Here is a 25803-nt window from a genome sequence, read left to right on the forward strand (position 1 = left end):
ACCTTCATCTCTTCAACACGTAAATATAATTCGATAAACTTACACATTCTCCTGCAAATCTTTTAAAAGTTTTGTCAGTTTATGTTGAAACATTTCTCGATCCTGCTCTGTGAAAGGCTTTGGGCCTTTCCCGTAATGGCCTCTTTTTCGTGCTTTTGCCGCAGTATGACGAGAATCCAACATGAAATCAATGTCACGATCGTTGAATTCACGACCACGAAAGGACAAAACATAACAACGTTTGCCGAGCGCAAGTGCCGCAAGTCCATAGTCCTGAGTGATAACCACATCATATGGCTTAATATGATTAGCAATATACAGGTCTGCGCTCTGATCACTGCGATCCACTTGCACGGTTCGTACCCCTTCTCCTCCTTGAAGCAAATGATCAAATGAAGAGACTAACAGTACGGGGATGTTGAAAAGGCGAGCGGTTTGCGCAATCTCGGTTTTGACCGGGCAAGCATCACCATCCACAACAATGTGACGTATATTTAACTCACTCAAACCCAGACCACCCGGTTTCATAAAATAGCTGCATATTGTTATATACGACCCCGGCCAGGCAAAATCCTTCTGGCACAACAAGGGAAATCAAAGGCTAAAATACGGAGCGGTTGTAAAAAATACATTTCACAACCCGTTCCGTATATTTATACCCTCATATATCCTTCTTTAATACTGAATTTTAGCTTTGCGCCAAGTCTGTGGAAAAGGACTCATGAAATACGCCCAATTACCAAACCAACTTGGAAAAATCAGCAAATCCTTTTAAGTCACGATCAATAGCCGCGAGCAGGGCAAGTCGATTCGCCCGAACAGCTTCATCTTCGGCCATAACCATGACCGAATCGAAGAATGAGGTAATACCATCCTTCCAGGCAGATGCAATAGCCAGTGCTTCAGCAGCATCATGCTGAGTCAACGCCTGACGATATTCTGCATTCGTTTTGCTCCATGCCTCATGGAGCTGACGTTCTCCATCTTCCGTGAACAGTTCTGGATGTACGGAAGCATTGGATGCTTTGGCAGCCAGATTACCCACACGGTTGAACGATTCAACCGTTGTTTTGAATGTGTCTCCTGTCAGAACAGCCGCCATCAACGCTTCACCTTTTGGTACCACAGCGCTGATATCATCGAATCCGGAAGAAATTACGGCATCCACTACGTCGTAGCGAACGGTTTCGGACAACAATTTTTTCACACGAAGACCAAAGAAGTCTTGCAGATCTTTACGAACCTCTTCATCTGCACGTTTCAACAGGTTCATCTGGGCATGTACTTGAAGTGCTACTCCGAACACGTCTGACAATGTCAGCGGAAGCTTGTGATCCAGCAAAATCTGTACAATACCTGCAGCCTGACGGCGCAGTGCGTACGGATCCTGGGAACCGGTTGGAATAATGTTGATTGAGAAACAACCCACGATTGTATCCATTTTGTCCGCAGCACTCACAATGGCACCAACAAGAGAAGCAGGGGATTGATCTCCAGCGAAACGTGGCTGATAGTGTTCGAATACCGCTTTGGCCACTTCTTCTTTTTCGCCAGCTTTACGAGCGTAATCCTCACCCATCACACCTTGCAGTTCCGGGAATTCTCCCACCATCAGTGTCACCAGATCGAATTTGCAAATATCTGCTGAGCGGCTAACGGATTCAGCAACATCACCGGATACTTGCAGTTTGGCAGCAAGCCCATCGGCAATCTTGCGAATACGGCGCACTTTATCTCCAACCGTTCCCAATTCTTCCTGGAAGACGATACTTTCCAGCTTCGATAATGCATCCTTAATCTGTAGCTTCTGATCTTCCTCATAGAAGAACTTGGCATCAGACAGACGTGCACGCAGAACTTTTTCATTTCCCTTAGCAATAACGTCCAGTGAATCACTTCCACCGTTACGTACCGTCACGAAGAATGGCAACAATTGTCCTTCATTGTCCAGTACAGGGAAATAACGCTGATGCTCACGCATGGAAGTAATCAATACTTCTTGTGGAATATTCAAGAATGAGGAGTCAAATGTTCCGAACAATACGGTAGGTGTTTCCACCAGGAACAGAACTTCCTCCAGCAAGTCTTCCTTAATCGCGATATCCCATTTTTTCTCAGCAGCCAGTGCCTGAATCTGGGATACAATCATCTGTTCACGTTCCTCGATATCAACAATGACATGTTCTGCACGCAACACTTCCACGTATGAAGACGGATTGGAGATCACGGCCTCCTTACCGAGGAAACGATGTCCGCGAGTTACATTACCCGACTTAACACCTGTCACTTCCAGATCGATAACTTCACTGCCGAGCATAGCCACAATCCAGCGGATTGGACGTACAAATTTGAAATCATAGGAAGCCCAACGCATGAATTTCGGGAACGTCATGGCATGTAATACAGAAAGTAATCCTTCGCCAACCACAGAAGCCGTCTCTACACCTTTGCTGCTCTTTGTTGCATAGATATATTCGACACCGTTCAGTTCCTTGAACGTGAACTGGTCGGGTTCAACACCTTGACTGCGGGCGAATCCGAGTGCAGCCTTACTCCAATTGCCACTGTCGTCCAGTGCAATTTTGCGTGAAGGACCTTTCACTTCTTCCTCAATATCTTCCTGCTTCTCAGCCACATTTTGAATCAAAACAGCCAGACGGCGCGGTGTGGCATACGCGTTCACTTCACCATAAGCAATGCGGGATGCGTCAAGCCATTTCAAGACACGTTCTTGCAGCTGTGCGATTGCTGCGCGCATAAAGCGTGCAGGTACTTCTTCCAACCCGATTTCAAACAACAGATCCTTAGACATGCTCGGCTCCCCCTTTCTTGATCAGCGGGAAGCCTAGCTTCTCACGCTCTTCCATATATGTTGCAGCGACTTGGCGAGCCAGATTACGGACACGTGTGATGTAACCCGTACGTTCCGTTACACTGATGGCCCCACGTGCATCCAACAGGTTGAACGTGTGGGAACATTTCAGCACATAGTCGTATGCAGGGAATACCAGATGCTGCGCCATGGCCTTGTTTGCTTCTTCTTCATGCATGTTGAAGAGTGTAAACAGCATTTTGACATCAGATACTTCAAACGTATATTTGGAGTGTTCGAATTCTGGCTGACGGAATACATCACCATAAGTGATACCTTCCACCCATTCCAGATCAAACACATTCTCTTTTTCCTGAATGTAAGAAGCCAAACGCTCCATACCATACGTAATTTCAACAGCTACCGGATTTGTCTCGATTCCACCAACCTGTTGGAAATACGTAAATTGTGTAATTTCCATTCCGTCCAACCATACTTCCCAACCAAGACCTGCACAACCAAGGGAAGGATTCTCCCAGTTATCTTCAACAAACCGAATATCATGTTTGAGCGGATCAATGCCCAGACGTTTCAGACTTTCCAGGTAAATTTCCTGAATATTGTCCGGTGAAGGCTTGATGATTACTTGGAACTGATGATGCTGGTACAGCCGGTTAGGGTTCTCACCATAACGTCCGTCCGAAGGACGACGGGAAGGCTCCACATAAGCTACTTTCCAAGGTTCGGGTCCAAGCGAACGCAAAAAGGTCATCGGGTTCATCGTACCTGCCCCTTTTTCCGTATCGTATGGCTGGACAATAATACAGTTATGCTCGGCCCAGAATTGTTGCAGCGTTAGAATCATCTGCTGAAAATTCATAATCATGCTCCTTTTCAATGGTTTGTTAGCAAGCTTAGGACGGTGAAGACAACAATAAATAGCCCCCGTCCTACGCCTGTTGTACAGACGTAGGGACGAGAGCTATTCCCGCGGTTCCACCCTACTTGGCTTAGATCAAACAGGATGATCCTGTTCGTTCCAGCCCACTTTTCCGTGTCCATTCATGCTCCCGAGTGCCGTTTCAAAGACCGATTCAGCCAGGCTCCCACCATCCCCGGCTCGCTCATTCATGATTCTCAAGTGTTATACAACGACTTGTCTCCATAAATGCAATAAATCCAGTCCTTTACTTTCTCGTTCAATGCATGTCTCATAAAGAGAAATTATATTTCATAATATATAAAATCTAGTATGAAGTCAAGATATAGTTTCACTTCCACCAAAACGCCTCAAATCCCGTACTTCTCCATCTGATCGAGGAAAGAACGGGATTTAAGATTCAGACCGAGCTGATGATCCATAAAAGCACGCATCAACTTTTTGATCTCATCACGGGTAGACTCACTCACTGATATATTCCCCAAGCGTTGCAGATCCAACTGTGCGAACAAACGCAACAACTTCAGAGCCTTTGGACTAACTGACATCGCTGGAGGATCGAAATGTTTGCATGCTCGACACAAGACGCCACCAAGTCTGGGACTTATAAACAACTGCTCATCTGGTCGCTCCTGATTGCAGGAGATGCACTCATCGAACTGTGGGCCATATCCGGATGCCTGTAATATTTTCATTTCGTACAGACTTGTAATAACAACCGGATCTTTCTCTTCCTTCAACGCCTGCAAACACGCCTTCAACTGTTTGAACCAAAATGTACCTGTCTCTTCATCCTGAAGCACCCGATCCAATAGTTCACACGCATAAGAAGCATAAGAGGCCTTGACCAGATCTTCACGCAACTCATGATAGGATTCAACAATTTCTCCAGCGTTCAGTGTGCCTAGACCTGTATTGCGAAAATATACATATTGACCATACGTAAACGGCTGCACCAGTGCAGCATGTCGGCTCTTGGGCTTTTTGGCACCGCGGACGAGTACCCCTACTTTCCCGCCGCTTTCGGTGCAAAGCGTAATGATTTTGTTCCCTTCGCCGTAGTCCATGCTGCGGATGACAATCCCTTCCACCCTGTATAGCATGCCTCGTCACCTAACCATTCCCGAATCAGCCAATTATCCTTCGGCTTCTTCATCTTCAATCACTTCCCTTGCATGATCCGACTCCTGTCCTAACGAGTTACACGCCTCGGTATATAACAAATAGGACTCCACATCCCCCGTCATCGCAAAAACCTTCCACGAAAAATCTCGCATCGGAATTTCATCCTCTCTTCGGAAATGACGTCTGCATCTACCAAATAGGATGGAGTCTTGCAAGGTAAACTATGTGTTGCAATTACTGGATACAATTCCGACGATTAGTCGCGGCCAAAGCCAAGGTCACGCAGAACTCTATCCTGATTTCTCCAGTCTTTTTTCACTTTAACCCACAGGTCCATGAAAATTTTGGAGCCAAGCAAATTCTGAATGTCATGTCGAGCTCGTTTACCCACTTCTTTCAGAAGGGCACCTTGCTTGCCGATAATGATGCCTTTTTGCGAATCCCGTTCCACAAAAATGACGGCTGAGATATAAACGACACCATTATCCTGCACTTTCATATCTTCGATCGTTACTGCAATGGAGTGAGGCACTTCTTCACGAGTCATTTGCAGAATTTTCTCACGAATCAACTCGGCACATACAAACTGCTCCGGATGGTCAGTAACCTGGTCATCAGGATAGTACTGTGGACCTTCAGGCAAATACTTGCCGAGCTGTTCCAACAACGTGCTGACGTTGCTGCCAAGCATGGCAGAGACAGGAACGATTTCAGCGAAATCGTGAAGCTTGCGATACGTCTCAATGAGTGGAAGCAGTGCTTCCGGCTCAATTTTGTCAATTTTATTCATGACGAGAATGACAGGTGTACGGATATTTTTCAACTGTTCCGCAATATAACGGTCACCGCCACCCAAGCCTTCCGAAGCGTCAATCAGAAACAGTGCTGCTTCTACTTCTCCGAGCGTATTCAGAGCAGTCTGGTTCATGTAATCGCCAAGTTTGGATTGACGTTTGTGAATACCCGGTGTGTCCAGGAATACGATTTGTTGATGTTCGGATGTATACACGCCATGAATTTTATTACGTGTGGTTTGTGGCTTGTCCGACATGATCGCAATTTTCTGTCCGATCACCTGGTTCATCAGTGTGGATTTACCTACGTTTGGACGTCCAATAATAGCTACAAAACCGGATTTGAATGCTTGTTTTTTCATATGTTCCTCCTCAGGCGCCTAGGCCTGGAATATTGGTTTATTTTTTGGCAGAATTCAGATCAGAAGGCCCAAAAGCCCAAGGTAACAGTTCAGCAACGGTGGTCTCTTGCAGATCACCTTTCAAGTTCCCCAAGATGACTTTCATATCGGGTTCACACAGTTCGTACATCACCTGACGACATACGCCACATGGAGCAATCGGACCATCCGTGTCGCCCACAATGGCGATCGCTTTGAAGCTGCGAGGCTTCTGCCCACCTGCAATGGCACTGAACATCGCTGTACGCTCAGCACAGTTACCTGGTGTATACGCAGCATTCTCAATATTACAACCATGATGCACATGACCTTCACTGTCAAGCAAAGCCGCGCCTACACCAAAATGGGAGTACGGCGTATACGCCTTCGTACGTGCCTTAATTGCTTCTTGCATTAACAAACCGTTATCCATCATTATTCTCTCCCTTAGGGTGCAATATAAAGTTACTACCTACGAATTAAGTTCAACCAAAGCCAAATTTACACTAGTCACTCCGAGTCCAGAATAACCCTTCGATCGCTGTTATCCCCAGATTTTTTGATTCACTTTTCAATGTGAAAATCCGGGGATAAAGGCGAACGCTTCGCTTCTACAGGTTTATTTCTGTCCTCTTCGTTATCGTGTGATGTCTACAAGTTCAACTTAAAAAAGGTCTAACTTCACAAATTTGTGTAGTATTAAAATCAAAACAAGGTTAAAACAAAATCAGTACAAACCCAGCCAGCTCATCACCGGCTTAATGAAAACGATACAACCGATAATGACGGCGAATACCGCAGCCAGCAGAACTGCACCAGCCGCGGTATCCTTTGCCGCTTTTGCCAGCGGATGGATATGGGGGTGTGCCAAGTCAACCGCTGCCTCTACAGCCGTGTTCATCAATTCAGTCACCAGGACCAAAAAGACTGCGGTCAGCACAAACATCCAATCCGTTCTTGAGATTCTGAAAAAAAAGCCGGCTACACACATCAAAATAGCCACTCCCGTGTGAACTCTCACATTACGCTGAGTCCGCAACCCATATGCGATTCCTTCCGCAGCATTGCGGAATACCAGACCCCAGGAGCGCCTTTTCATTATCGTGTCAACCCGGCCTGGGCCAATACCGCTTCTTGTTTGCCCATCATTTCAGCCTCACTTGCTTCATCCTGGTGGTCGTATCCGAGCAGGTGCAAGAAACCATGGACAAACAGAAAACCAAGTTCACGTTCAAATGAGTGTCCATACTCTTCACTTTGCAGGATGGTCCGTGGTACGGAAATGATGATGTCTCCAAGAACATCCGGCATTTCTTCCATTTCTTCATCTTCGTCCAGCTCATAGATAATATCGAGCTCTTCATCCACCGTCTCGTTCATCGCAAAAGACAGTACATCCGTAGGACGGTCAATACCGCGATAATCACGGTTCAACTCATGGATCTGCTCATCGTTCACAAAAGTCAGAGCCACTTCCCCGTCTGCAACACCTTCCGCTTCTCCGGCGAGATTCAGCAACTGTTCCAGCATTGCAATCATTGGTTCTGTAATTTCTTTATCCTGTTGTTCATTATTCCATGCCAGATTAAGACTCATTCTTTCATAACTCCTGTCTGCTCATATTAGAGGTTGTTCAAAAAAGCATTTCTAGCTTCATCCCATCTTCTCGGTACTGAAAACCGACCTTTTTGAACACGAACTATTATTAAATTAGCCTGCTTCGGGTGAAGTCGGCTTTGGTTTCTTAATCTCCTCCGGATATTCTATCCTGGAGTGGAAGATACCCATCACCGTTTCCTTCAATGTTCTGGCGACGATATCCAGTTCACGCATCGTAAGGTCACAATCATTGAATTGATGATCGTCCAATCGTCCTTTAATAATCTTCTCAATCATGGACTCCACTTGCTCCACTGTCGGTTTGCGCAAAGATCTCACAGCAGCCTCCACACTATCGGCAATGCCAACAATAGCCGATTCCTTGGACTGAGCCTTCGGCCCAGGGTAACGGAAATCTTCTTCCGTGAAATCAGGCTCAACGCCTGCTTCTTCCGCCTGGCGCAGTGCTTTGTGATAGAAATAGTGAAGAAATGTCGTGCCGTGATGCTGTTCCGCAATATCCCGAATAGGTCTGGGCAGCTTGTAATCCTTCTGCATTTCCACCCCATCGCGCGCATGGGCAACGATAATGGATTTGCTCAGTTTCGGATCAATTGAATCATGCGGATTCTCCATATTGTTCTGATTCTCAATAAAATAGATGGGCCGCTTCGTCTTGCCAATATCATGATAATACGAACCCACTCGGCAGAGCAATCCGTTAGCTCCTATGGCTTCTGCTGCTGCTTCGGACAGATTGCCTACCATAACACTGTGATGATAGGTACCCGGTGTCTCCGTCAGCAACTTGCGCAGAAGCGGATGGTTCGGATTGGACAGTTCTACCAGTTTGAGCGCTGACAGAATGCCAAATGAAGTTTCAAAAAATGGCATCAACCCAATGACCAGTATGGCAGTCAGCACGCCACCAGCAAATGCAAACCCAACGCCATACAGCGTCGTGGTTCGATTCCAATCGCCCGAGTCAATCAAAGCCAAGGTGAAGACGGCTATGGACCCGAACAAGCAGACCATAATCGCCCCTTTCAGGATCGTGGATCGCTGGCTAGCCTTATGTGTTGCGAAGATCGCAACAAATGAAACCAACACAGCGAAGAAACCCAGTTCGAAGTCAAAAAGTTGACCCTGATGCGTATTCAAAATAATGCTGGATAACATACCGATCAATATCGAACATACAAAGGCAAGCGACGTATCCAGCAATAAGGCAATTAACATCGCCCCTACCGCAACAGGTGCAAGGAAGCCCACATAAGACCGCTCATTGGTTTGGATAATCGCTGTCACATGCATAACCACAATCGTAATAATAAAAATGAGAACAAGCATCAACAGCTGCGCATTATTATATTTAAAGTGCGTTCCGCTGCCTTGCTGAATATACATCAGAATTGCTGCTGACAACAGGCAGGAAAACATAAGAAGACCAAGCTGTGGCCAGTAGTTCACTTCATTTTTCAGCAAATCATTCTCATCCAGCAAAGTATACATCTCCGGGGTGATCATCTCACCCTTGGCAACTAGTGTGTCCCCTTGCTTGATAAAGACAGTTTGCGTGTTCTCACGCGCCTGAACTTTCGCTTCCTTGGTTCCCTCTTCATCGTAGAAGCGGTTAGCGGTCACCACGAGGCGAGCAAGCTCTTGCACGACCTCACGTTGCGTACGCTTACCAAGAGAGCTGACACTCACCATCTCAGCTACTTTGGCACGGGCAGTGGTTGCATCGCTGATCTGATCCGTCATTAACCGGGCAACAATATCCCTCGCAACCGGTTTCATCTCCTGGATATCATCCGATGTCAGCCGTGAGATTTTGATGTAGGTTTCTTCGGGAATACGGTAGCTTTGCTCCTGTACCACATTTCTGATCTCTTCCAAAAGAGTCTCGGAGTATGTACCGGCTTTCCGATTATTATTGATATAGTTGGTCACAAAGTCCTTCTGGCGCTGCGGAATTTCATCCCGATAAATATCAATCTTGTCCTGACTTGAAATCTGATCATCCTGATTTAATCGATCTACACGGTCTAGCAGGGTAGTCATCAAATTTTCGTTTCGCAACTGGACAATCTGAAATATCGGCTGTACCCGTTCAGCAGCTTCTTCCTGTGCTTTGAGTGTGGCCTTGTTATTCGGAATCTGCATGGGCGCAGCAATGTCCACTTCACTCCGTGTCCCTTCCTGAATATCATAGCGCTCAGGGAGCAGCTTCGAAGCCAGACTCACGTAGAAAAGAATCACCAGAAACAAAAACAGAAGATAGCGTGCCCACACGCTATACTTCCATCCTGTAGCCTTATTCTGAAAAGATTTGCCTTTTGACGGTTCCTTCGAGGTCACTTTAGACAATCCCTTTCTATGCTTGATTTTCTGCGGCGTGGTTGTAAGCCACGATAATTTTCTGGACAAGGGAATGCCGTACAACATCTTGCTCGGCAAAATAGACAAATCCAATCTCGTTAACTTCGTTCAAGATCGTATTCGCTTCCACAAGCCCGGATTTCTTACCACGCGGTAAATCAATCTGTGTAACGTCTCCGGTGATGACCATTTTGGAGCCAAAACCAAGCCGGGTCAGAAACATCTTCATCTGTTCAGGCGTTGTGTTCTGTGCTTCATCGAGAATGATGAAGGAGTCATCCAGCGTACGCCCCCGCATGTAGGCGAGTGGTGCGATTTCGATTAACCCCCGCTCCAGTGCCTTCGCGGTCTGTTCCTGCCCCATAACGTCATATAAGGCATCGTACAGCGGTCTCAGATAAGGGTCTACCTTCTCCTGAAGATCACCTGGCAAAAACCCAAGACTCTCTCCTGCTTCAACAGCAGGCCGTGTGAGTACAATGCGTTTGACGCTGCCTTCTTTAATTGCGGCAACAGCCAGTACAACAGCAAGGTAGGTTTTACCCGTACCGGCAGGACCAATGCCAAATACAATATCACGTTTTTTAATTGTAGTTACATAGTGCTTCTGTCCAATGGTTTTAACACGGATTGGTTTACCTCGGTATGTCGTAGTAATCTCGCCTTTGAACAGGTCCAAGAGTTGGTCTGCCCGCATATCCTTGGCAAGTTCAATCGCATACTTCACATCTCTCTCGGTTAACACATATCCATTGCGTATCAATTGCAGTAACACATCAAATAATTGTTCAAGCGATTCCACCTGCTGTGCGTTGCCAAAAATCACAATCTCCGCTTCACGGGATGCAATCTGGGCAGGAATCTCGGATTCAATCAGTTTAAGAAAAGTATCTTGGGGTCCAAAAAGGGATTGGCCCTCTCCCGCACTCTGGAGGGAGATTTGTATGCTGCGTGTTTGCTCTGACAAATATCCTCATTCTCCTTGACTATGGACTAGCGGAAGTTCTTCCGCAATGCTTTCTTCTACTTCAAATAAGACTTTCATATAAACTTTACCATTCTCTTTCTTCTCATGCAAAATTTTTTCACTTATAATTTTTGTTCCTTTGCCGTTTTTGGCCATAATATCATTCCTTGCTCCTTCCAATCCTTTCGTTCTGGCCCATTCTACCGTCTGTTGTTGCTCATGCTCTCGTGTCTCCAGATCTTTCTCTGTCAGCCAACCCATGGGAAGTGTAAAGGATCGCCACGTCAATGGTTTATGATTACTCTCGGTATCAAATGAACTGAACGGTGTACTTCCGTACCCCCACAGTTGGATTGCCCATTTCCCCAGCACCATGTAAAAACGTTCTTTGCTCTCACCTGTCATTGTATTATGTTTTTGCACCAGCGGAACCTCTACCTGATACTCACGCCATACCAGACCACGAACTTCACCTTTGGCAACAATGGTTTTGGTGTTCTCCTCATCCCCGAGAATCCCCGAGATCAATACCTGACCCTTTTTGACACGCATGTCCTTCTGAACAACAGGGCGTCCCTGCTCCGCATAGATTTGAGTGACAACAGCATCTGACTTACTGATCAGATGTCTGGGATTCAGTAATGGTTCGCGCTTTGGTTGTGCCGATTCCACGACCTGAATGGTGATGGTTGTCCCCTCTTTGCTCACGCCAATCCAGGTTACATCCGGCAGAGCGAGTGCAAGCTGCCTGGAGAGCTTGTCTTGGCTTTGCAAGCGGAACCCCCATTGGAAAGGATATATGCCCTCTTTCTTCGCTGCTGCGAGCACCTCGTCGGTAGGAATGGTGACGTTACCCTTGACCTCCACATCCCATACCATGGACGACAACGCAAACAAAGCTGCCACAAAAAACAGCATCCCCCCAAGAAAGAACTTCCTCCGCAATAATCGGGCCGCAAAAAAAGGGAAACCACTGCGATGGGTTACTTTCACCCTGCAGCCTGTCCGTTTCAACACAGGACGCAACCTGAAAAAATGCGGCAGCAGAATGTTCATCTCTGCCACGCGTCCATCGTGAGCACGCAGGTTCCAAACTTCCAGCCCCTGCTCTGCCACCGTGTTGATTAATGTTTCAATGTCTCCCCCAGTGACCGTGATTCGGACTGCTCCCCGCAGTTTATACAGACTGGGCTGCTTCATCCGTTCCCCTCCACTCCATTCATATGAATATCCAGAATCGTTCCTTCAACAGCTACTTCATCCGGCAAAATGTTACGTATCACCAAGGCAGTTCCTTTGATCTCCAACTGGCCTTGGGAAAGAGCCAACACGATACGATCCGGGGTGAAATGGATGACACCGCGATGATTCTCTATATACAGTTGCTTACTGCCAATCAGGGTTAACCGTGGCATATCATAAAGCACATCCTGCGGCAGATCCAACACTTCACTGGTCCATCTGCGCAGCTTGCGGCTGATCCGGGTCATTCGAAGGTCTTCCCCCTTCCTCTACAGTTCAACTTATGCGCAGATTCATGAATTTATGAAAATTCCGGAGCGTGTTAGGGACGAATGTTGAGAAAAAAGTAAGGAACACAGAAAAAGCCGTCTCCGGCGGCTTTCTGCGCACCAGAGACGGCTCTATTTTCTGTTCATAATGAAGACTTGTTTACAGTTTCCCTCTTGTACCAAACGGCTGTTTGGAACGAGGAGGACCCAATACTTCTGCCCACAGCACACCTGTACGAATATCAGCAGGGCGAAGCGGAGATGCTCCCGATTCATCGGTGTTGGGTATATCCCAACTGGAATCAGACACAACAGGTTTATTTGCAGAAGAGAAGCGATTTAATCTCTCTTGAATCAAACGCTGCTGTTCTTCCATACCTCTCATCTGTGCCTCAAGTGAATTTTCCATGGCACTCATCGTGCCCTCACTTCTGTAGTCAGTTGCGGGGCGAGAAGATGCAGCAGGCTCTGAATACGGCTCATCATACTGATTCTCATATTGCACGTCATCATACCGATCGTCATACTGTTCATCATAGCGGGGGTCTGCAGGTCCGGAAGACTGCTGCGGAGATGAATTGTCTCTTGAACGTTCATCCCGGCCTGAATCACCACTGCCTCCAAATGTAGGCATCCCGTTGGCAGGACGCTTTTTGTTCGGATCAGCCGATTTCGCAGCTTTCCCCAAGAAGGAGAAGAGTGCAAAACCGATGACGGCCACAATATACAGATTATCAAAAATCCATTCAAATAGGCCCATATGCACTCACCGCCTATCTTCCGTTTTTGGAATCACCCTGATCGTTGGAATTCGAACCTTCACCAGGTTTTCCTAATGTGTTGCGCATTTGAGTATCCGCTTCAATATTTTTGAGATTCATGTAATCCATCACACCGATTTTACCGTTACGAAGTGCCTCAGCCATGGCGAGAGGTACTGCGGATTCAGACTCAACAACACGCGCTCTCATTTCCACAACGCGCGCTTTCATCTCTTGTTCTTGGGCTACAGCCATTGCACGACGCTCTTCTGCTTTCGCCTGAGCAATTCGCTTGTCAGCTTCTGCCTGCTCGGTTTGCAGGAATGCACCAATATTTTTACCAATATCCACGTCCGCAATATCAATGGACAGGATCTCAAAGGCAGTTCCAGAATCCAGTCCTTTGGACAGGACTGTACGAGAGATCAGATCCGGATTTTCCAACACCACTTTATGCGTTTCTGCTGAACCGTTGGTACTTACGATCCCTTCACCGACACGGGCAATGATCGTCTCTTCACCGGCACCACCAACGAGTCGGTCAATATTCGCACGAACTGTAATTCTTGCTCGAACTTTAACTTCAATACCATCTTTTGCCACCGCAGATACAACAGGCGTTTCGATAACACGCGGGTTAACACTCATTTGGACCGCCTGTAATACGTCACGACCAGCAAGGTCAATCGCAGCAGCACGTTCGAATTCAAGTGGAATGTTTGCACGCTGAGCAGCAATCAGAGCGTTTACAACACGGTCAACATTACCACCCGCCAGAAAGTGACTCTCCAGTTGGTTCATGGTTAAATCAAGGCCCGCTTTTCTTGCTTTAATCAGTGGATTTACGATCCTGCTAGGTGTTACACGTCTAAGTCTCATGGCTACCAGTGTAATAATACTAACACGGACACCGGATGCAATAGCTGAGATCCAGAGCATGACCGGGAAAAAGCTGAAAAATACGCTCAGTACGATAATACCTACTACCGCAATGAGCAAAATCGTAATCATAGATGTGTCCATTGTTTAATTTCCTCCATTTGCAATTTGAATTTGATAAAAATGTTTGAGAAGACACTCATGAGTCCGCTGCTAAATTAAAGAATGCACCACCTCGCTGGCAGCATCAGCACGTGGTTATGTACATTGCCGAAGCGTTAATCCGCTTCGACAAGAGAGCAAGTTACACCGGCAAAGCTTGCTGAACCACAATCCGGGTACCTTCCGCTTTAATCACAATAATCGGGGTGTCAACCGGAATGAAATCACCATCTGTCACAACATCAATTCGTTCTCCTTCAAACATCGCTGTTCCAGAAGGCCGAAGCGGTGTGAGACTGATGCCTTGCAGTCCAATCAACTCTTTACGCTCGGTAGCGGATGAGTATCCACGCTCAGCTGACAGACTGTCACTCAGTATGAATCGATTCCATATCCCTCGATCTTTAAACAGTACTGCGATAATCGCAATCACTACCAATGCTGCTCCGAAAGCGATACCCAGGGAAACGAATGCATCACTCGTATCATAAGCAGCCCTCACAACACCTGCAACAAGCGCAATTGATCCCAGAATACCCAAAATACCCATGCTTGGTATGAACATCTCCAGAATCATCAAGATGAGTCCAACAGTGAACAATACCCACGTCTCTGCTCCTGCAAAACCGGCAACGTAATTTCCTGAGAAATACAGGACAAAACATACGATACCGACAATACCAGGTACTCCGAACCCAGGAACGATCAATTCAATGGCCACACCTGCGATTCCGAGGAACAACAATATGGTCATGACAACCGGATTGGTAAGAAAGGATGAGATGTTCTCTGCTGTCGTCCGTTCTACCTTAAATACATCATCCTGGCTGTAACCGAGCCACGTTGCCGCTTCTTCCGGTGTGTTGCTGATGTGATCAGCATAACCAACTTTCAGCGCTTCTTCAGCAGAGAGAGCAATAATCTCACCTTTTTGCTTGGTTTTATTAATCTCTGGCATTTCCACAACCATGTTAACATCCGTCATTCCAGCTGCAATCTTGCCATCACGACCACTGATCTCAGCTGCTCCCTGCATTTTGCTTTTCCAGAATGCAACAAGCTTTGGATCATCAACATGTTTACCCGTACTGTCCACCATTGCTGCCGCACCAATCATACTGCCTGGTGACATTACGATCTTATCTGCATTCAGAGCCAGAAAACTCCCGGCTGAAGCAGCATCTCCACGAACAAATGCAACAGTCTCAATCGGACTGTCCTTGATCAGGGTACCCAATGCTTCTGCAGTGTCGACACGGCCTCCCGGCGTATTGATATCAAGAACGATCAGACCAGCATTCATCTCTTCCGCTTGCTTGAACCCGCGTTCCATGAACTTGCCAAGTCCCTGCTCGATTGGTTTATCAACCGGAATAATATATACGGCGCCACTCTTCTCAGCTGCATGCGCTGACGGTGATCCAATCCAGACAGGAAGCAACAGCGTCAGCAGCATTAAGAGCATCAATGGCCCCGTAAGCTTCTTCCGGCGCTTTCCCTTCACAATAGTCCCCCCTTTTCCATTAATGTTATACTGTCCAGCTTATGGTATTTATTACGTGCAATGCAACATTTCGTTTCAAAATCTTAAAATTATATTTGAAAACTCAATCAATTGCAAGAATAATAATCCATAATAATATATATTAACCATTAAAAAGAAATTTCGTCATCCCAAAGACATCATGCCTTCTGATAAATGGAAAAAACACCTCCTGACAAGTCAGAAGGTGTTTATTGATTTGCTTTATTGCAGAAATTGTTGAACTGCTTGATTTACCAGTTTGCCGTCCGCTTTGCCTTTAACTTTCGGCATAAGGGCCGCCATGACTTTCCCCATCTCGGCTTTCGAAGAAGCACCGGTTTCCTGGATGGTCTGCTGTACAATAACTTTAATTTCTTCTTCGGTAAGCTGTGTGGGAAGGTACTGGATGAGTACTTCAATTTCCGCTTTTGCATTTGCCGCGAGATCTTCACGGCCCGCTTTGTCAAATTCTTGGAGGGCATCTTTGCGCTGTTTGATTTCACGACTCAGGATATCAAGCACTTCGTTGTCATCCAAATCTCTTTTCAAATCTATTTCAAGATTCTTGATCGTCGAACGAATCAACCGAATGTTGGAGAGTCTGAACTTGTCCTTACTCTTCATCGCTTGCTTCATATCTTCGTTCAATCGTTCGCTAAGATTCATGTAGTTAAAATCCTCCTAAAACTTTCTCTTACGAGCAGCCTCGGACTTTTTCTTGCGCTTTACGCTTGGCTTCTCATAATGCTTACGTTTCTTCACCTCAGCCAATACGCCATCTTTAGCGATGGAGCGTTTAAAACGACGAAGTGCAGCATCAATAGTCTCGTTTTTGCGAACTTTAGTTTCAGACACCAGTTTTCCCTCCCTCCGACCAGACCGTCCAAGAGCAATAACACGGTTCATCATCTTACATTATAGGCGAAAGATAATAAAGGTGTCAACCTCAATGTAATGATCACTTATTTGAATCCATTTTATAACTCAAAGGTATTATGAAATGAATTCATTATATAAGCATTTGGTCACACATTCGTGGATTTAATGCATATGACTAAATCCTCAATATTAGTACCCATTAGCTCGTTTATTTGTGAGAATCGGACAGACTTGTCAACACGCCAAGTCTGGTACCACCCAACAAATGGTAATGCAGATGATGAACGGTTTGTTCTCCATCCTTACCACAATTATTGATTAAGCGATATCCCGTTTCCTCCACGCCAAGACGCTTCGCCGCTTCTTGAGCAGCCAGATGAATCTCGCCGATCAATGGCAGATCTTCTGCAGTAACTTCATTCATGGAAGCAATATGTTTCTTCGGAATGACAAGAACATGTGTCGGTGCAGCGGGCTGGATGTCATGAAAAACGATAACATGGTCATTCTCCAGTACTTTATTGGAGGGAATGCTGCCCTCTACAATTTTGCAAAATAAGCAATCCATAGTTCATACCCTCCTTTGTATTCCAGTGTATGTATTCCCTTCTATCATACTAGAAGTAAAAACCCACGTCCAATCTCTAGACACACAACTAGGCATTCCAGGTCAACTCTCCATCTATCATCGAGCCAAACACTTTACAACATTGGAAGTACACCAAGCCATTTTATCGAAATATGGTTTTATCACGCACTTTTCCCAATTAAACAAATATGTATGGTTAATGACACACAAAAGGAGATTGGTTAATTTGACCGTTTATCAACATGTACAGGAACTTATCGGTAATACGCCACTGCTTGAATTAACTCGTTATCCATTACCGGAAGGAATCCGCCTGTTCGCCAAACTGGAATTCATGAATCCTGGAGGAAGTGTGAAAGACAGGATCGGCAAGTTTTTATTGGAGAAGGCCTTGGCACGAGGAGATGTTAAGCCAGGTGGAACGGTGATCGAAGCTACCGCAGGCAACACAGGCATTGGTCTTGCAATGGCGGCTGTAGGCCTGAATTTAAAGGTCATTTTCACGGTACCTCAGAAGTTCAGCGTTGAGAAGCAGCAATTGATGAAAGCCCTTGGTGCTACGGTCGTTAACACACCCACATCCGAAGGAATCACTGGTGCTATACGCAAGGCGGAATCGCTGGCGAAAGAAATACCGGGTTCCTATATTCCAGGTCAGTTCTCCAATGCGGATAACCCACTCGCACATTATGAACATCTGGGCCCTGAGATTTGGCGTGATCTGAACGGGCAGGTGGATGTATATGTCGCCGGAGCCGGGTCTGGCGGAACTTTCATGGGAGTATCTCGCTATTTGAAGGAGCACAACCCGTTAATGAAAACATGTATCGTAGAACCCGAAGGTTCGATTCTGGCAGGAGGTCCATCGGGACCACATCGTACAGAAGGAATAGGGGTCGAAACGTTATCTTCTTTTATGGATGTGAGTTACTTTGATGCCATTCATACGATCTCAGATGAAGATGCCTTTGAGCGGGTCAAGGATCTGGCCTTGTTGGAAGGCTTACTGGTAGGGAGTTCCTCAGGTGCAGCTATGCAAGCCGCATTAAACGAAGCTGTTCACGCAGCTCCCGGAAGTAACATCGTTGTAATTTTCCCGGATAGCAGCGAACGGTATTTAAGCCAAAATATCTATAATGGAGGACAATGAAATGAAACCAAAAACCAAGCTGATTCATGCAGGTATTGTTGGTGATCCACACACTGGAGCAGTGAGTGTACCGATCTATCAAGTGAGCACGTATGAGCAAGAATCGGTTGGCGTACACAAAGGATACGAGTATTCACGTACGGGCAACCCTACCCGTCATGCGTTGGAAGAAGTCATTAAAGAGCTGGAGGATGGCGTTCGAGGTTTTGCTTTTAGTTCGGGCATGGCTGCAATTCACGCTGTACTTTCTCTGTTAAAAACTGGAGATCACGTCATTCTGACGGATGACGTATACGGCGGGACCTATCGCATTTTCACCAAGGTGCTGAATCGTCTGGGGATCGAATATACCTTTGTAGATACCACCTCACTACAAGCACTGGAACAGGCTTTACAATCCAATACAAAGGCCATTTATGTAGAAACACCTACCAATCCGTTACTCAAGGTCACCGATATTGCTGCTGTAGCGAAATGGTCGAAACAACATGAATTGCTGTTCATTGTAGACAACACGTTTAGTACGCCTTATTGGCAAACCCCGCTGGCTCTGGGGGCAGATATTGTACTGCATTCTGCAACAAAATATATCGGTGGTCATAGTGATGTCGTGGCAGGACTTGCGGTTGTCAACAGCGAGCAACTTGGTGAAGATCTGCATTTTATTCAAAATGCAATTGGAGCAGTCCTGGGACCTATGGATTCCTGGCTGTTAATGCGAGGTCTGAAAACATTGGGATTGCGGATGGAAGCGCAAGAACACAATACAGAGCAGATTGTGGCATTTTTGAATCAACATCCAACAGTGAGCAAAGTCTATTATCCCGGGTTGCCCAACCATCCACAGTATAAGCTTGCTTCCACGCAAGCGAGAGGATATGGAGGTATGGTTTCCTTTGATGTAGGCAGTGCTGAAAAAGTAGATGACGTGTTAAGCAAAGTCCGTTATTTTACATTGGCTGAAAGTCTGGGCGCGGTGGAAAGTTTAATTTCTGTCCCTGCCCGAATGACACATGCTTCCATTCCCTATGAACGTCGGCAAGAATTGGGGATCACAGATGGTTTGATTCGGATCTCCGTTGGGATCGAGGATGTTGAGGATTTACTTGAGGATTTGAAATCTGCATTAAGTTGAGGGCATTTTGAAGTCCATGCTGGCTGATCTTGGAGAAGGAGTAGTGGTCGATGGACGATTTTCCAAGGAACACAGGACGTCTTATTTGATGTTCAGGCCACATTTGAAATTATAAGGAACATCAGGCACGTTTTTCCCGAAATAACCTCAAAAAAATACTGAAAGCGGCTGTTTGTTCGGTTATAACGTGTATCAGATTCCTTAAAATTCTGAGGGCGCTTCAAAGCCTTGAATAAGATGCCTCAGATTCGTCAGCACTCACACATCATGCTTTGCTCCTCCAATCCTGGGCAAGAGAACAACATCGATTTCACCCAAAGCGAAGCTTTTAATCGGAATAGAGAATTAAAGCTTTTCGGTGTCTTGATCGTTGCTCGCACATGGGCACGTTCGCTTATTCAGGATGCAGTAAGCTGCTTGCTGCTACGGACACGTTAAGGCCCGCTTCTGATTTAAGCAGGTTTAAATAGACGCTATTTGCCATCCGTTCATCATCGACCTTACACTAATTAGATTCAAAAAAAGGTCATGCCTTACAGAAGTTCGCTTCTGCACAGACATGACCTTTTTGGATATTCGGTATGTTGCCAGTTGTATTGCAATGACTGTTGCGATACATCAGGCTGAGACTCCGTATGTGATAAGACCTCTCTAATTCATGCTGTACGGTACCATGAATGAAACATCCATCCTCAGCTAGTTATTTTCGAGGATTTTCATAGGATGCCCATAGGGTACATAAGAATGTGTCACTTGCAGTTATGCCTGTTTTTTAATTTCAATAGTACGGTAAAAGGGTTAACGCTGTAAGCGCAAATAACGGGAGCACCAGTCGGTTAAAACGTCTACGGCCATAACCATAATACGGATAAGGTGTAGGGTAGCCGTAACCTGGATAAAATCCGCGAGTATGACCTATCGGATAGTTCGCTCCCGGCATTGCATTTGGAGCCCAGTTCGCATGATTCACCATGGCTTCCGGTCCAACGGGAACAGCTAGGTAGATCATTTCGTCATCCACATTTTCCATAATGCCATCGTAGTGCATACCGTCATTCATCTGTACACATACATAACGGTGCATGTGTTCCTTACATATTTTCTTCGCTTCCACTTTTTCCACTTGCCAACGCCTCCCTGATTCTGCTCTTGATCACCTTTTCATGGTATTCAGAATTGGGCGAATTGACACTACTGACGAAAAAACACAAAAAAAGAAGCACCCCGTGAGCGGCTTCCTTGGAAGTCTGCAGCGCGGACATCTATTCAGGAAACGTCCTGATCAGATGTCCGCCGGGGTACTTAAATAAAGTTTGTCGGCTTAACTGTAGTATAACAGCGAGATGAACCTGTATCTGTGATGTAACTCACTCCGCTATGTTGTAAAAGCAAGAAAAGAAATATTTTTACAATAAATAACATTCGGAAATAATCAGTTACTTGGGCAGAGAGAAGCGTAATGCCTCCCTCTTTTCTCCACGTCCTGCCGTTAAATCGGTAACAGGTCACTTCTCCTGATAAACAAACATACATCCCCACTATATTTTCGGCATTCTGGTCCAAACCCGGATTGTAAGCGGATATTCATCATACACATATCACTCTACAGGGTCTCCAAGACCACCCGTGAGCCGTTTCCGGCCTCACCTGCCGGAATCACCACAAGTTTGCGCGGTAAGCGTGCACGCAGTTCAGGCACGTGACTGATTACACCAACAGCCAGTCGGTCGTCATGCAATTTTTCCAGAGACGTAATGACGGTATCCAACAGCTCAGGGTCAAGTGTACCAAACCCTTCATCCAGGAAGAAGAATTGAAGTGGGTACTGACCTCGCAACTGAATCTGGGCTGACAGCGCCAAGGCCAGTGACAACGAAGTCAAAAACGTCTCGCCACCTGACAACGTTGATACCGGTCGTTTGACTCCCCCGTTAGCATCATCACAAATCACAAAACCACCACCGGAATCCACCTCGAGTGAATAACGCTGTTTGGTCAGGAAGCGCAGACGCTGAGACGCCGCATGACTAACCTGCATCAGTTGTTCTTCGGCAATATATTCGACAAAAGCATTGCCTCTGAACGCGGATTGCAGTTTGCTGAGCAGTTCGCCTTGACGGCTTACCTCCACCCGCTTGTTCTCCAGTTCAGTCCAGCGAACATGTCGTTGCTCCACATCCTCCAGATCACGTTCTGCACGTGCTTTGGCACGAAGGGCAGCCTCATCCTGAGTCCGGACCTGCTGCAATCGTTCGGTGCACGCTAACCACTGTTCCTCCGATACGGCAGCACCACCCAGCTTTTGTTCCAGTTCACGCAATTGGGATGCCAGTTCACGCTCACGTTCACGGTGCTGCTGGATCTCTCCTGCCAGTCGTTCTGCTTCCTGTGAAGGAATTGCCGCGGATACAACAGCATCATCCGAGTCAAACGGGGATTTTTCCAGCAATTGCTTCCACCGCTCCTGTGCCTGTTGCAGATGCTCTGTTGCCGAGGCGGCTGCCTGTTGAGCCATAACGTCTCTCTTGGCTGATTCCTGCTTCAGCGTGTCCGCTTCTTTGAAGCGTTGTGCCGAGTCCGAAGCTGTTTTCCGCAGTCCATCCAGACGAGTCTGAGCTGCAGTAATCAAATCCTCTACCCGCTGCTCCCCAACCCACTGACGCAAGCGTTCTTCCTTCTCGGCCAGCTGTTTGCTATTGCCCTGCCACTCTGTTTGCCACTGGATCAGTTGTTTGTCCAATTCGACCAGCTTCTGCTGAAGAGATTGAATGATCTGGTCTTTTTCCTCAAGGAACGTCACACTTTTGTTCAGACGTTCCTTGATGTCTTCGGCGCGCGTATCGCGCTCCTGCATCGCCTGATAGAGGGTCTTGGCCTCCTCCTGAGCGATGCCCGGCAGTTCCGTGGCCCAGCGGCCCTGCAAGGCAGCCGCTGCGGCCTCGCTCTCGGCCAGCTTGCGCTCCGCCTGGGCGAGCCCGGCACGGCCGGCCTCTTGCGCAGCTGCCGCTTCCATGCGGCGCTGCTGCGCGCCCACAGCCGCCTGCTGCAACGCGGCGGCTTCGGCCTGGAGCGGCGCTGCTGCGGCAGCCAGCGCCTGCGCGGCTTCGCGCAGCGCCGCGGCACGCGACGCCCAGCCTGCCGGAGAGCGCCCGTGTTCGGGCGACCCGGCGGGCTCGGGTTCCGCTGCCGCAGGCGCGGCCTCGGCTGCGGCCGGAGCTTCGCCGGCCGCAGCGCCAAGCTGCGTCAGCAGGCTGCGACGTTCGTGCAGCTGCTGGCGCAGCCCAAAGCGCAGCTCCTGCAGCTCCGCGTGCAGGCTGCGCAGCAGTTCCAGGTCCGCATCGCCTGCGTGCGGACCTTCTCCCGGCGGCGCAGCCGGGAGCGGGTGGTGCGGCGAGCCGCACACCGGGCATGGCTCGCCGTCGTGCAGTTCGGCGCGCAAGGCGGAGGACAGCCGGTGCAGCTCCTGCTCACGCATTGTGCCACGCAGCTGTTCCTCCGCAAGGGCCAGCAGGCTTTGTTCGCGGCTAATATCCTGCTCAGAGGCAAGCAAGGCCTCAAGACCTGCTGACGCCTGTTCTACCAGATGCTGACGCTGATCACTCAGGCGTTTTTCTTCCTCAGCCGCCGCCTTCAGCTTGTCGGCTCCCTGTTCTGCCGATTGCTTATAGGCTTGCATGTCAGCCTTATTTTGCTGCAACTGCTCCGCGGCAGTATCCACACGATGTTTCAGTTCAAGCGCAGCCTGCAGCTGTCTGCGTTCCTCTGACTTCACTTCATTTGGCTTGAGGCTCTCCTGTAGTTCCTCACGCCGTTTGCGTCCACGCTGTTGCAATTCCTTTTCTTTCTCAAGCTGCTGTCCCAGCGCAGTTTGTTCGCCCTGCCCCTGTTCCAGCAGCTGCGCGAGGCGCGAGCAATCGGCCTGAAGCCCGTCCCGTTCCCGTTGCAGCTCTTTTGCTTGTTCGAGTTGCTCCAGGCGCAGCAGAAGTTTCGGTTCTTCCTCAGTCATTTGCTTACGTGCCGTCTCGGCCTTCTCCGCTTCCTGAACAGCCAGACGCTCATGTTCCACTGCTTGCTGATGAGCTGTCTCAGCAGTATCCTGCCGCTGCTTTTGTGCAGCCATGGCATCTCGAACCGTCTGCAATGCAGGCAGTATTACATCTGCCGCAACGGATTGTTTCAGCCGTTGTTCGCCTGCCTCGACCTGCGGTTCCAGCGCTTTAAGCTTCTGCTGTTCATCCGTACGGGCCTGCCGTTCGTTACTTAACTCACGAATTTTACCCAGTTGTTCAGCTTCCTTCGCAGCTTCATCCAGCGCTTTGCGGGATAATTCAGACTGCTGAACAGCGGTTTGAAGAAGACGTTTCGTTTCTTCAAGCGTCTCCTTACTGGCATTGCCAAGTCCCTGTTGCTCCGCAGCGAGAGATTGGTGAACCATATCATTATCCTTGACCCGACGGCTTAATTTGATGGCCAGCTGATCCCCATACTTCTCCAGATGGAATAAGCGTTGCAGCATCTGGCGGCGTTCACTGCCTTTGAGTGACAAAAACTCGGCAAACTTCCCTTGCGGAAGCACCACTGCCCGTGTAAAATCATCCATCTTCAAACCGATCACATCTTCAACACAGCGATTCACATCTGCCAATTTGTCGGCAAGTACCTGTTCTTCGCCATTGACCGTCTCTATGAATTTGCTGATCGTGTTACTCACCGACACTTCATTATTTCGTTTGAAACGTCGCTCTACCCGGAACCTTCGAGTGCCTTCCGCCGACATCAGTTCAAATGTAAAAGCAACCGACAACGAATCCTCTGCATGATTCATAATGCCTTGTGTCCCGTTCACCGCACGTTCCACTTTTCCGTACATGGCGAGTGTGATGGCATCGAGCAAGGAAGATTTACCACTGCCCGTTGGACCAAAAATACCGAATAGTCCCGTCTCCGTCAGCACGGTAAAATCAATCTCCTGCATCTCCCGATAACTTTGCAGTCCGGCAACTTTTAATAAAATCGGCTTCATCTTTCCTCGACCTCCTCACGCACACCCGGCTCGTCTTCATCCACAAGTTCCAGGAAAAGCTGTACCAGGCTGTCTTCCGGCTGTGCACCACCGGTCTGACGCTGATAGAATTTGCGGAACAGTTCATGTACAGGCAGCTCGGATCGTTGCTCCAAAAGGCCTGCTGCAGCCATCTCGGGATACACCGGGCGAATATGGATGATACCTTCATGTGATTTTCGCAGCTGCTGAATCTCCTTCAGGGACATCGCCTCGTCCAGCCACACTTCCATGTCGATAAAAGCCTGTGGATCACGTCCCTCGTCCAGCCAGCGATATACTTCTGCCAAACCACCACGCGCCTGCCAACGCACAAGCGGACGCCCGGACGTTAACAAAACTTCCTCCACCTGTGCAGCTCCGCCCGGTGCCAGATCAACCATCGTAACAGACTTGCTCTGCCCTGCTTCCGAGAAGCTGTAGGCGAGAGGAGAACCGCTGTATCGAATCACACCGTCTCCTTTGACAGCCTGTGCACGATGAAGATGCCCAAGCGCCGTGTATTGCGCACCAGTCGCTAAAGATGAAGGGTCGACCGTGTAGGCCCCACCGATCTGAATCGGACGTTCCGAATCACTCTCAAGTCCGCCGAGCACATAGATATGGCTCATGGCCAAGTTCACGGTATCCGGGCGAAAAGAAGCTGCCAGACGCTGCATTAACATGCCCACACGGTGACTGTATGCCTGACGAAGCACATTTTCGTCACCATCTGTTGTCAGCAGTTCATTCAATCTGGCTTCAGAAGGATAAGGTAATGCGGCAATCTGTGCAATTTCTCCGGTTCGCTTTGCATGGATGGTTACCGCTTCTGAAGTAGGCATCCCTACGAGTGTAATGCCCTGTCTGTTCACAAGTGGAGTTACAGAAGCTACACGTTCTGGCTGATCATGATTTCCAGCAATCACCACAAGAGGTCTTCCATGCTCCGTCAGACGTGCTGCCGCTTCATAAAAAAGCTGTTCCGCCGCTGCGGGAGGATTCACCGAATCATACACATCTCCGGCCATCAATATGGCATCTGCCTGCTGCTCATCAGCGACCCTGACGAGTTCATCAACGAAATCTTCCTGTTCACGCAGTCGGCTTCGTCCTTCCAGCGTTTTTCCCAAATGCCAGTCCCCTGTATGCAGAATACGCATCGTCCGTTC

25 protein-coding genes are annotated in these 25803 nt (G+C 47.8%); 3 read left to right on the top strand and 22 right to left on the bottom strand.

All coding sequences use genetic code 11. The features are described 5' to 3' along the window. Positions 1-39: 39 nt before the first annotated feature. The 19 genes from AC4E8D_RS21870 to AC4E8D_RS21960 all read right to left on the bottom strand — a co-directional run bounded on the left by AC4E8D_RS21870 (position 40) and on the right by AC4E8D_RS21960 (position 17284). Positions 40-507, bottom strand: coding sequence for a YaiI/YqxD family protein (locus AC4E8D_RS21870; RefSeq protein WP_017687254.1), 468 nt, complete (start codon positions 505-507; stop codon positions 40-42). A gap of 229 nt (positions 508-736) precedes the next feature. Next, positions 737-2812, bottom strand: a complete 2076-nt coding sequence (gene glyS / locus AC4E8D_RS21875; RefSeq protein ID WP_221821989.1) for a glycine--tRNA ligase subunit beta — start codon at positions 2810-2812, stop codon at positions 737-739. Further along, positions 2805-3692, bottom strand: a complete 888-nt coding sequence (gene glyQ, locus AC4E8D_RS21880) for a glycine--tRNA ligase subunit alpha (RefSeq protein ID WP_145323243.1) — start codon at positions 3690-3692, stop codon at positions 2805-2807. The genes glyS and glyQ overlap by 8 nt, the downstream gene beginning before the upstream one ends. A gap of 410 nt (positions 3693-4102) precedes the next feature. Further along, a complete protein-coding gene (recO, locus tag AC4E8D_RS21885) occupies positions 4103-4855 on the bottom strand; it encodes a DNA repair protein RecO (RefSeq protein ID WP_047843778.1) in 753 nt (250 codons plus the stop codon). A 33-nt stretch (positions 4856-4888) separates the two neighbouring features. Then, positions 4889-5029 (bottom strand): YqzL family protein, encoded by a 141-nt coding sequence (locus tag AC4E8D_RS21890; protein ID WP_091013993.1) that lies wholly within the window; start codon positions 5027-5029, stop codon positions 4889-4891. A 104-nt stretch (positions 5030-5133) separates the two neighbouring features. Then, positions 5134-6033 carry a GTPase Era gene (gene era / locus AC4E8D_RS21895; RefSeq protein WP_047843779.1) on the bottom strand — a complete coding sequence of 300 codons (900 nt, stop codon included), beginning with the start codon at positions 6031-6033 and terminating at the stop codon, positions 5134-5136. Between the two features lie 37 nt (positions 6034-6070). Next, positions 6071-6484: a cytidine deaminase gene (locus AC4E8D_RS21900; protein WP_017687247.1), complete on the bottom strand. Its 414-nt coding sequence runs from the start codon at positions 6482-6484 to the stop codon at positions 6071-6073. A 294-nt stretch (positions 6485-6778) separates the two neighbouring features. Further along, entirely contained in the window at positions 6779-7150 is a 372-nt protein-coding gene (locus AC4E8D_RS21905; RefSeq protein ID WP_017687246.1) for a diacylglycerol kinase family protein, read from the bottom strand. Continuing rightward, on the bottom strand, positions 7150-7647 hold the full coding sequence (ybeY, locus tag AC4E8D_RS21910; RefSeq protein WP_036674804.1) for an rRNA maturation RNase YbeY: 498 nt from the start codon (positions 7645-7647) through the stop codon (positions 7150-7152). The genes AC4E8D_RS21905 and ybeY overlap by 1 nt, the downstream gene beginning before the upstream one ends. A gap of 114 nt (positions 7648-7761) precedes the next feature. Continuing rightward, a complete protein-coding gene (locus tag AC4E8D_RS21915) occupies positions 7762-10011 on the bottom strand; it encodes an HD family phosphohydrolase (RefSeq protein ID WP_036674803.1) in 2250 nt (749 codons plus the stop codon). Positions 10012-10027: 16 nt separating this feature from the next. Further along, on the bottom strand, positions 10028-10999 hold the full coding sequence (locus tag AC4E8D_RS21920; RefSeq protein WP_017687243.1) for a PhoH family protein: 972 nt from the start codon (positions 10997-10999) through the stop codon (positions 10028-10030). 6 nt (positions 11000-11005) lie between these two features. After that, positions 11006-12199, bottom strand: coding sequence for a sporulation protein YqfD (gene yqfD, locus AC4E8D_RS21925; RefSeq protein WP_221821987.1), 1194 nt, complete (start codon positions 12197-12199; stop codon positions 11006-11008). Then, on the bottom strand, positions 12196-12489 hold the full coding sequence (gene yqfC, locus AC4E8D_RS21930) for a sporulation protein YqfC (RefSeq protein ID WP_017687241.1): 294 nt from the start codon (positions 12487-12489) through the stop codon (positions 12196-12198). The genes yqfD and yqfC overlap by 4 nt, the downstream gene beginning before the upstream one ends. Positions 12490-12670: 181 nt before the next feature. After that, complete coding sequence (locus tag AC4E8D_RS21935; protein WP_221821985.1) at positions 12671-13270, bottom strand: YqfB family membrane protein; 600 nt, start codon at positions 13268-13270, stop codon at positions 12671-12673. A gap of 13 nt (positions 13271-13283) precedes the next feature. Beyond that, entirely contained in the window at positions 13284-14294 is a 1011-nt protein-coding gene (floA, locus tag AC4E8D_RS21940) for a flotillin-like protein FloA (protein ID WP_221821983.1), read from the bottom strand. 160 nt (positions 14295-14454) lie between these two features. Beyond that, positions 14455-15777 carry an NfeD family protein gene (locus AC4E8D_RS21945; RefSeq protein WP_221822063.1) on the bottom strand — a complete coding sequence of 441 codons (1323 nt, stop codon included), beginning with the start codon at positions 15775-15777 and terminating at the stop codon, positions 14455-14457. A gap of 282 nt (positions 15778-16059) precedes the next feature. Beyond that, a complete protein-coding gene (locus tag AC4E8D_RS21950; protein ID WP_017687237.1) occupies positions 16060-16503 on the bottom strand; it encodes a GatB/YqeY domain-containing protein in 444 nt (147 codons plus the stop codon). Positions 16504-16518: 15 nt separating this feature from the next. Further along, positions 16519-16692: a 30S ribosomal protein S21 gene (gene rpsU / locus AC4E8D_RS21955; protein WP_005547957.1), complete on the bottom strand. Its 174-nt coding sequence runs from the start codon at positions 16690-16692 to the stop codon at positions 16519-16521. Positions 16693-16924: 232 nt separating this feature from the next. Further along, on the bottom strand, positions 16925-17284 hold the full coding sequence (locus AC4E8D_RS21960) for a histidine triad nucleotide-binding protein (protein ID WP_024628477.1): 360 nt from the start codon (positions 17282-17284) through the stop codon (positions 16925-16927). A 220-nt stretch (positions 17285-17504) separates the two neighbouring features. Between AC4E8D_RS21960 and AC4E8D_RS21965 the strand changes: the two genes are divergently transcribed. From AC4E8D_RS21965 to AC4E8D_RS21975, 3 genes are all read left to right on the top strand, one after another. Then, entirely contained in the window at positions 17505-18455 is a 951-nt protein-coding gene (locus AC4E8D_RS21965; protein ID WP_490205210.1) for a PLP-dependent cysteine synthase family protein, read from the top strand. A 1-nt stretch (position 18456) separates the two neighbouring features. Further along, a complete protein-coding gene (locus AC4E8D_RS21970) occupies positions 18457-19590 on the top strand; it encodes a bifunctional cystathionine gamma-lyase/homocysteine desulfhydrase (protein WP_221821979.1) in 1134 nt (377 codons plus the stop codon). 228 nt (positions 19591-19818) lie between these two features. After that, positions 19819-20028, top strand: a complete 210-nt coding sequence (locus AC4E8D_RS21975; RefSeq protein ID WP_490205211.1) for a hypothetical protein — start codon at positions 19819-19821, stop codon at positions 20026-20028. A 340-nt stretch (positions 20029-20368) separates the two neighbouring features. On the opposite strand, the gene AC4E8D_RS21980 is transcribed toward AC4E8D_RS21975, so the two are convergent. From AC4E8D_RS21980 to AC4E8D_RS21990, 3 genes are all read right to left on the bottom strand, one after another. Then, complete coding sequence (locus AC4E8D_RS21980) at positions 20369-20713, bottom strand: hypothetical protein (protein WP_036674796.1); 345 nt, start codon at positions 20711-20713, stop codon at positions 20369-20371. Between the two features lie 480 nt (positions 20714-21193). Further along, positions 21194-24613, bottom strand: a complete 3420-nt coding sequence (locus tag AC4E8D_RS21985; RefSeq protein ID WP_490205212.1) for an AAA family ATPase — start codon at positions 24611-24613, stop codon at positions 21194-21196. Next, positions 24610-25794 (bottom strand): exonuclease SbcCD subunit D, encoded by a 1185-nt coding sequence (locus AC4E8D_RS21990; protein ID WP_307416704.1) that lies wholly within the window; start codon positions 25792-25794, stop codon positions 24610-24612. The genes AC4E8D_RS21985 and AC4E8D_RS21990 overlap by 4 nt, the downstream gene beginning before the upstream one ends. Positions 25795-25803: the final 9 nt, after the last annotated feature.

This window comes from Paenibacillus sp. SRL342 (assembly GCF_984798905.1).

Coding starts and splice junctions, on each gene's coding strand:
- glyS (WP_221821989.1), bottom strand. CDS start 2,812: ATGTCTAAGGATCTGTTGTTTGAAATCGGGTTGGAAGAAGTACCTGCA.
- glyQ (WP_145323243.1), bottom strand. CDS start 3,692: ATGAATTTTCAGCAGATGATTCTAACGCTGCAACAATTCTGGGCCGAG.
- recO (WP_047843778.1), bottom strand. CDS start 4,855: ATGCTATACAGGGTGGAAGGGATTGTCATCCGCAGCATGGACTACGGC.
- AC4E8D_RS21890 (WP_091013993.1), bottom strand. CDS start 5,029: ATGCGAGATTTTTCGTGGAAGGTTTTTGCGATGACGGGGGATGTGGAG.
- era (WP_047843779.1), bottom strand. CDS start 6,033: ATGAAAAAACAAGCATTCAAATCCGGTTTTGTAGCTATTATTGGACGT.
- AC4E8D_RS21900 (WP_017687247.1), bottom strand. CDS start 6,484: ATGGATAACGGTTTGTTAATGCAAGAAGCAATTAAGGCACGTACGAAG.
- AC4E8D_RS21905 (WP_017687246.1), bottom strand. CDS start 7,150: ATGAAAAGGCGCTCCTGGGGTCTGGTATTCCGCAATGCTGCGGAAGGA.
- ybeY (WP_036674804.1), bottom strand. CDS start 7,647: ATGAGTCTTAATCTGGCATGGAATAATGAACAACAGGATAAAGAAATT.
- yqfD (WP_221821987.1), bottom strand. CDS start 12,199: ATGAAGCAGCCCAGTCTGTATAAACTGCGGGGAGCAGTCCGAATCACG.
- yqfC (WP_017687241.1), bottom strand. CDS start 12,489: ATGACCCGGATCAGCCGCAAGCTGCGCAGATGGACCAGTGAAGTGTTG.
- AC4E8D_RS21935 (WP_221821985.1), bottom strand. CDS start 13,270: ATGGGCCTATTTGAATGGATTTTTGATAATCTGTATATTGTGGCCGTC.
- floA (WP_221821983.1), bottom strand. CDS start 14,294: ATGGACACATCTATGATTACGATTTTGCTCATTGCGGTAGTAGGTATT.
- AC4E8D_RS21945 (WP_221822063.1), bottom strand. CDS start 15,777: ATGCTCTTAATGCTGCTGACGCTGTTGCTTCCTGTCTGGATTGGATCA.
- AC4E8D_RS21950 (WP_017687237.1), bottom strand. CDS start 16,503: ATGAATCTTAGCGAACGATTGAACGAAGATATGAAGCAAGCGATGAAG.
- AC4E8D_RS21960 (WP_024628477.1), bottom strand. CDS start 17,284: ATGGATTGCTTATTTTGCAAAATTGTAGAGGGCAGCATTCCCTCCAAT.
- AC4E8D_RS21965 (WP_490205210.1), top strand. CDS start 17,505: ATGACACACAAAAGGAGATTGGTTAATTTGACCGTTTATCAACATGTA.
- AC4E8D_RS21970 (WP_221821979.1), top strand. CDS start 18,457: ATGAAACCAAAAACCAAGCTGATTCATGCAGGTATTGTTGGTGATCCA.
- AC4E8D_RS21985 (WP_490205212.1), bottom strand. CDS start 24,613: ATGAAGCCGATTTTATTAAAAGTTGCCGGACTGCAAAGTTATCGGGAG.
- AC4E8D_RS21990 (WP_307416704.1), bottom strand. CDS start 25,794: ATGCGTATTCTGCATACAGGGGACTGGCATTTGGGAAAAACGCTGGAA.